This window comes from Photorhabdus heterorhabditis, from assembly GCF_018448905.1.
GTDB classification, from domain to species: Bacteria; Pseudomonadota; Gammaproteobacteria; order Enterobacterales; family Enterobacteriaceae; genus Photorhabdus; species Photorhabdus heterorhabditis.
In genome coordinates this window covers 1-4,243 of sequence record NZ_RCWA01000084.1, presented here as the reverse complement: position 1 = coordinate 4,243, position 4,243 = coordinate 1, and the positions used below count along the sequence as shown (strand labels likewise).

Here is a 4,243-nt window from a genome sequence, read left to right as displayed (position 1 = left end):
GGGGGCAAACAAGATTCTATCAATATCCAAGCATCATCAGAAATGTCGTAACGTGCCACTATTTTGTTCCTGCATCGAAATCAATCAGATAATAATACTATTAATTGATATTAAGGGACACAGCCTAGTACAGATTAAAGGCGCTGAATCTTAAATCAAAGCGGGTCTTCTCAATCGGTCGCGGTAGGAATAGTCGTTACCAGCTACCCTTACCGTGACCGATTTTTTAGCCTGATAAGCCACTTTTCCCGGACGTAGTGAACTGCCCCTTTTAAATGTCGGATGATTGTCTAACATTTGGGGGGCAGTTCACTTGGGCTGGGATCTGGGGTTAGCAAAAATCTTGTTCTATTCTGCCTTCCGATTTTAATGTTTCTAAAAAACATTGATAAGCAACTGGATCTGCTTCTAACAGGTCATCTAATATATTTTTTTCAATGAGTGGCTTGTAAAATATGCCATTTTCAAAGAAAACAAAATCACCAGATAACGATGGCTCTATAATTTCTACTTCCTCTGCATTATAACTAAGCAGCCCGTCATAACCTTTAGCAAAACCGTAAAAGTATGTTTTTTCTCCGAACCAATATATGGCAAAAACTTCAATAATTTTTTCTGATTTGAACTTTTTTATTTTCATCATTTTTTATCCGTAATTGAAGGCTTAGGTTGGATTTCAGGCCGTTTAGGAGTTGTAATCTTCATATCATAAGCCTTACCAGTAGTTGAGTTATATTGATAATGGATGGTTATATTTGAACCGTCTGGTAACTCATGTGTAACTTGCATTTTCTGGAATCCTGCATCAGTAGGGAAACGAGGATCTTTATTCATTCCTCTAAGTGGATCACCTGAAGATGGATTAGCTTTAACTTGATTCCATAAAATCTGCTCATTCAGATCCCTTGGCGCAGCAACTTGTTGCCCAGGTTTCGCGGTAGATATTTTTTCAGCATTTTTGATAAGCTGTTGATGATAAACAGTATTAACCGATTTATCACCCAGATTCGTTGTGCCTTGACTGTTTTTCCCAATCTTTTCCAGCGCTGTTTTCTCTGTATTAACAACCGCACCTGTGCTTCCCTTTGTTGTTGGCGATGATTTCGGCCCTTTGCTGCTCTCAACAATAACGGGCAGTGTCATCGCCATCGCAGCGGCAGTCTCCTGACTCATGCCCATCGCTTCAAAGTGTTTTGTCCAGCCGAGTTCGCCTACCTTGCCTGTGGCAGCTTGACCTAACGTATTCACCGCCGACAGGTAATTTCTGAACTCAACCGGCAATGTGCCATCCCGGTCCATATTTTTGAGGGTATGTTCAAACACTGACCATTGATCAACCAGATAACCATACTTCTGTGCACACTGGGTCGGGTTGCTGTTGCAGAAATCCATCATTTCCTGCTGATTGCGGATATTAGTGTCTACCATATCCTTGATCACTTGTTTGCAGCTTTCGCCTTCACAGGTGCGGGCTTGGTGCGCAAAACTGTCCAGCTCATTCACGCTCAGATAGTTATTCTCCACAGCATCCCAGCCTGCATCTTAAAGGCAACTGGCTGGAAGAAGCCGGGTTTACCACCGGACAGGCAGTAAACATCACCGTTGAACGGGGGCAGTTGATTATCCGGCTCGTTGAAAATGGCTGACGGCTAAAAACAGGGAGCTCCCGGCCACTGACCGGGACGCCTAATTAACAAAAATCCTGTTCTATATTACCTTCTGCCTTTAAGATTTCTAAAAAGCGTTGATAAGCAGTTTCATCTAACTCAAGTAGATCATCCAGCAACTGTTCTTCTATTAATGCCCAATGATGAACACTTTTAGCATCATCATTTGAGAAAAAAACAGTTTTAAAACCTATCGTTGTATCGATAACTGAGACTTCATGAGACTTATATGCCTGTAAACCTCCATAATTTGGTGGTAACCCATAAAAATATGTTTCATCACCAAACCAATATATGGCAAAAACATCAACAATAGAGCCATCTGATTCTTGTATTTTCATTTAACATTATCCTTTATTGAATCTATTACCTTTTTAGGATCCTGTTGGATTCTCTGAGGAGTAGTAATTTTCATGTCATAGGCTTTACCAGTATTTGAGTTGTACTGGTAATGGATAGTTATTGTTTGTCCATTAGGGAGCCTATGTTTTGCTTCCATTTTCTGAAAACCAGCCGCTGTAGGAAAACGGGGATCTTTATTCATACCTAACAATTTACTTCCCTGTGACGGATTTGATTCAACCTGTTTCCAGAAAGTTTGCTCATTCAGATCCCTTGGCGCAGCAACTTGTTGCCCTGGTTTCGCGGTAGATATCTTTTCAGCATTTTGATAAGCTGTTGATGATAAACAGTATTAGCCGATTTATCACCCAGATTCGTTGTGCCTTGACTGTTTTTCCCAATCTTTTCCAGCGCTGCTTTCTCTGTATTAACAACCGCACCTGTGCTTCCCTTTGTTGTTGGCGATGATTTCGGCCCTTTGGCTCCCTCCATCACAATAGGCAGCGTCATCGCCATTGCAGCGGCAGTCTCCTGACTCATACCCATCGCCTCAAAGCGTTTTGTCCAGCCGAGTTCGCCTACCTTGCCTGTGGCCGCCTGACCTAACGTATTCACCGCCGACAGGTAATTTCTGAACTCAACCGGCAATGTGCCATCCCGGTCCATATTTTTGAGGGTACGTTCAAACACCGGCCACTGATCAACCAGATAACCGTACTTCTGTGCACACTGGGTCGGGTTGCTGTTGCAGAAATCCATCATTTCCTGCTGATTGCGGATATTAGTGTCTACCATATCCTTGATCACTTGTTTGCAGCTTTCGTCTTCACAGGTGCGGGCTTGGTGCGCAAAACTGTCCAGCTCATTCACGCTCAGATAGTTATTCTCCACTATCTGAATCAGACTTTATTATAAGTAATTTCATCCGTGGTTATTAAGACTGCTTGAATACTTGAATCAAGATTATCTTCATTTAACCATGAAGCGCCTTCTCTTCTTAAATGAAATTTGATTGTCGGCAATAGCGTTTCATCATCCAGAGATATAATAAAATTCAAATTATCAGCATGGTCTTTATTCCATTTATTAATTACGGAATTACTAAAAACAATTGAATATTCAAAGTGTTTTTCATTTACATAATCCTCCATATGAATAGAATTTACAAAACACTCAAAAGCAATTTCATCCTCAAAATTACTAGGTGAATTAGATTGACAATATGAAAGTAATTTTTTGGACAAAAAACACCCATCCATTTCAACAAAACCCTGAGTAACTATCTCATTGAGCTCCGATGAAAGGCTTATTTCCTCTATATCATCCCAATGTACCATTCCAAGTTGAACACTCATTAATTTATTGATTAACATATCATTTTTCCCCTAAATACTTTTTCATGCCTTTTTCAATAGAATTTTTGAAAGCAGGATCATTCAACTTGTCATTTACGCTTTTAGGTGCTCCAGGGAAAGTTTGTGTAATAGGGTCATAATAATATTTATTATTATTGCTATCTTGATAGTGTATCTGACCTGCTCTTTTTCCTGGTGCAGGGTTTTCAACATCTATTCTCTCTTTTCCTTTTCCCATCCATAAGGTTTTACTTGGAACAGTTGGACCATTAATTCCAAGCATCGCCCCATCTTTATTTAAGGTGTAATCAGGCTTAGGTTTTATATTTCCTTTAGTTGCCTTACTCACCCCACCCAGCGCACTTAACGCCACACCTGCAATAATATCTGCCTGAACCTGATCAAGACCATATTTCGCCATGATCTGCTCAGACACTTTATTACTGGCAATCACACCATCGGCATCCATCTGGTGCGCCCAAGTCGCTGTCAGGTCATAAACCATTTTGATCGGGGTATCTTCACCCATCGCACGATCAATAGCCTGTTTCACTGCCATGCTATCGGCCAGTACACCACCGTATTTCTGCTGGCAAATCGCCGGACTGCTTGCACAGTCGCTGATAAGCTGTTGCTGTTGGGCTGTACTTAACTCTTCATACTTTTTAATTACCCTGCCGCAATCACCACCATTAACCTGACAGGATTTCATTTCAGCGGACCAGTCATCTATCTGCTTACTGCTCAGATAGTTATTCTCAATAACAAAAATTACAATCTCGATTCAAGGGGGTAGGATTAGCTCCACTATTTACGTGAGTTATATTCGCGATAATATATAAAACAACATCCTATACCACCAATAGTCCCTCCCATAGC

At 40.9% G+C, this 4,243-nt stretch carries 7 protein-coding genes and 1 pseudogene; 1 reads left to right on the top strand and 7 read right to left on the bottom strand.

The genetic code is table 11. The features are described 5' to 3' along the window. Positions 1-331: 331 nt before the first annotated feature. Both EAE89_RS22345 and EAE89_RS22340 read right to left on the bottom strand, forming a co-directional pair. Entirely contained in the window at positions 332-640 is a 309-nt protein-coding gene (locus tag EAE89_RS22345) for a hypothetical protein (RefSeq protein ID WP_244866704.1), read from the bottom strand. Beyond that, positions 640-1,524 carry a hypothetical protein gene (locus tag EAE89_RS22340; RefSeq protein ID WP_339423548.1) on the bottom strand — a complete coding sequence of 295 codons (885 nt, stop codon included), beginning with the start codon at positions 1,522-1,524 and terminating at the stop codon, positions 640-642. The genes EAE89_RS22345 and EAE89_RS22340 overlap by 1 nt, the downstream gene beginning before the upstream one ends. A gap of 11 nt (positions 1,525-1,535) precedes the next feature. Between EAE89_RS22340 and EAE89_RS22335 the strand changes: the two genes are divergently transcribed. Beyond that, positions 1,536-1,646 (top strand): SymE family type I addiction module toxin, encoded by a 111-nt coding sequence (locus EAE89_RS22335; protein WP_214086606.1) that lies wholly within the window; start codon positions 1,536-1,538, stop codon positions 1,644-1,646. Between the two features lie 44 nt (positions 1,647-1,690). Here EAE89_RS22335 and EAE89_RS22330 read toward each other — a convergent pair whose 3' ends face one another. The 5 genes and pseudogenes from EAE89_RS22330 to EAE89_RS24465 all read right to left on the bottom strand — a co-directional run. Then, positions 1,691-2,008, bottom strand: a complete 318-nt coding sequence (locus EAE89_RS22330) for a hypothetical protein (protein WP_214086604.1) — start codon at positions 2,006-2,008, stop codon at positions 1,691-1,693. Beyond that, positions 2,005-2,220 carry a hypothetical protein gene (locus EAE89_RS23850; RefSeq protein WP_244866703.1) on the bottom strand — a complete coding sequence of 72 codons (216 nt, stop codon included), beginning with the start codon at positions 2,218-2,220 and terminating at the stop codon, positions 2,005-2,007. Before EAE89_RS23850 ends, EAE89_RS22330 begins: the two co-directional genes overlap by 4 nt. Positions 2,221-2,273: 53 nt before the next feature. Then, entirely contained in the window at positions 2,274-2,804 is a 531-nt protein-coding gene (locus tag EAE89_RS23845) for a hypothetical protein (RefSeq protein ID WP_244866702.1), read from the bottom strand. A gap of 104 nt (positions 2,805-2,908) precedes the next feature. Continuing rightward, the gene (locus tag EAE89_RS22320; protein ID WP_110086564.1) at positions 2,909-3,382 is read right to left on the bottom strand and encodes a hypothetical protein; all 474 of its coding nucleotides are present in this window, start codon (positions 3,380-3,382) and stop codon (positions 2,909-2,911) included. 271 nt (positions 3,383-3,653) lie between these two features. Beyond that, positions 3,654-4,127: pseudogene (locus tag EAE89_RS24465) on the bottom strand (VENN motif pre-toxin domain-containing protein); the annotation flags it as partial. Positions 4,128-4,243 lie beyond the last annotated feature (116 nt).

Excerpts from the sequence above, each read along its gene's own strand:
- EAE89_RS22345 (WP_244866704.1), bottom strand. The coding sequence starts at position 640 with ATGAAAATAAAAAAGTTCAAATCAGAAAAAATTATTGAAGTTTTTGCC.
- EAE89_RS22330 (WP_214086604.1), bottom strand. The coding sequence starts at position 2,008 with ATGAAAATACAAGAATCAGATGGCTCTATTGTTGATGTTTTTGCCATA.
- EAE89_RS23845 (WP_244866702.1), bottom strand. The coding sequence starts at position 2,804 with ATGGTAGACACTAATATCCGCAATCAGCAGGAAATGATGGATTTCTGC.
- EAE89_RS22320 (WP_110086564.1), bottom strand. The coding sequence starts at position 3,382 with ATGTTAATCAATAAATTAATGAGTGTTCAACTTGGAATGGTACATTGG.